At 68.0% G+C, this 1,808-nt stretch carries 2 protein-coding genes and 1 pseudogene; 1 reads left to right on the plus strand and 2 read right to left on the minus strand.

Annotated elements, in window-relative coordinates; all coding sequences use genetic code 11:
- Nucleotides 1-396, minus strand: a 396-nt coding sequence (locus FrCorBMG51_RS32270; protein ID WP_235433870.1) for a hypothetical protein, incomplete at its 3' end; no start/stop codon positions are given.
- A gap of 149 nt (nt 397-545) precedes the next feature.
- Between FrCorBMG51_RS32270 and FrCorBMG51_RS24355 the strand changes: the two genes are divergently transcribed.
- Complete coding sequence (locus FrCorBMG51_RS24355) at nt 546-1,082, plus strand: thioesterase family protein (RefSeq protein WP_052915017.1); 537 nt, start codon at nt 546-548, stop codon at nt 1,080-1,082.
- Nucleotides 1,083-1,496: 414 nt separating this feature from the next.
- Here FrCorBMG51_RS24355 and FrCorBMG51_RS24360 read toward each other — a convergent pair.
- Nucleotides 1,497-1,808, minus strand: a pseudogene (locus tag FrCorBMG51_RS24360) (methylisocitrate lyase); the annotation flags it as partial.

The following is a 1,808-nucleotide window of genomic DNA, read 5'->3' on the forward strand; positions in this document are numbered from 1 at the left end:
CGGCGTCGTAACACCGGCGCCGGCATCGGGCTGGCGGCGGGCCTGCGACGGGAGCCGGCCCGCCGCCAGCCCGTGATCGTGGACGAGGCGCCGGTGGCCAGCCCGCCAGCGATCGGACCGACCATTGGCATGGTTTGCACAGACAAACGTATGATTACCAACCGACCGATCCACCGCCAGACGGCCTGCTGCCGGCACACCCGTCCGACCCGCCGGCCCAGGACAGGAGGAGCCCTTGTCACCCGTCACGTTCACCGAGAAGCGGGAAGCCTGCCGCACGCCGCTCGACAACCACGCCCCTTCGGCGGCGCAGGCATCCATGAGCAAGCGGTGACCGTCGAGGGCGGCGAAGAACGCCGTCGAGGTGACGATACGGATTCGCACCACCCCGAACATGCGGCCGAGCTCCCGCCGCGGCAACGCTGTCACGACGTGGTGGCCCATGTGGCGGCCCATGTGGCGGCCTACCTGATCACCGGCGGTGCCGTGAAAATCCAGTGGACGTTCGTCGCCCAGGAGGCATGCCAGCACGGCAGGAGCGCGTGGTGACACTCCAACCGGCCGCCCAACCGGCCGCGCACACGACTCCGCTGCCGACGTTCGCCCAGGTCCTCGAACTGCCCGCGTTGATCGAAACCACGGTCCAACCCGAGTACATCGACTTCTACGGGCACATGAACGTCCGCTTCTACCTCATACTCGGCGCCGAGGCCGTGGGACTGCATGCCGAGCGGATCGGCATCGACAGCGCCTACCACGAACAGCGGCGGATGGGCGTCTTCACCGCCGAGCACCATCTGCGTTATTTCAGCGAACTCAGCCTCGGCGACAAGCTGTCGGTGCACAGCCGGTTCCTGGACAGGTCCCGGCGGGCCGGGCACATCATGTCGTTCCTCCTCGACCGCGAGCGCGACCGGCTGGCGTACACGCTGGAGCTGATCGTCGTGCACATGGACACGACGACCCGTCGCCCCGTCGACATGCCCGATGACATAGCCCGGGGTTTCGACGAGCAGATCGCGCTCAGCCGTGCGCTGAACTGGCCAGCACCAACCTGCGGCGTAATGGGAATACGCCGCTGACGCCTCCGGGAGCAGTGACGCCAGCGCCGCCGCCACGCACGCGGGTCCCGCGCCGCCGCCGGGAAACCCACCTTGTCCCGGCCATGGTTCACCCGGCGGGTGTGGACGCACCCCCGNGGACGCACCCCCGCCGGAATGAACAACCGCGCCGGGCCGTGCGGGCAAACTGAACGCACGTCTTCCGGAGCAGGAGCGGGATTCGTGAAGCTTCGCGGCGCGCCAAGCTCCCACCGATGAACGGATCATCAATGGGGGCTGCCCGCGACCGGGAGAATCGAGTGACGGGGCGAGGACCAGGCCAGTCGACGCAGCGTGAGGACGACCGCCGACAGCTGGTGGTGCGGACTGCCGGCCGAGTCGTTACTGGCTGTGGTCGACAGCCGGTCGTGGCCTTACCTCACCGGAGCCGGATACTCAGATCCGGAAGTTGAAGATGTTCGTGTCGAAGGTGTTGTAACCGGGGTAGTCGAGCAGTTCGTAGAGGCGTGCACGCGTCTGCATCCGGTCGACGAGGCCGGCCTGGGTGCCGTCGGCGCGAATGCGGCGCAGCCCGTCCTCGACGGCGCCCATCGCCAGACGCAGGAGGGTGACGGGATAGATGACCACGCTCACACCGGCGGATTCCAGCGTGTCGGTGGTGAGGAGTTCGCTTTTGCCGAACTCGGTCATGTTCGCCAGGACCGGCACGTCGACGGCCGGACTGGCGGGTGGTCGTGGTGGTGTGCA

The organism is Protofrankia coriariae (genome assembly GCF_001017755.1).
GTDB lineage: Bacteria > Actinomycetota > Actinomycetes > Frankiales > Frankiaceae > Protofrankia > Protofrankia coriariae.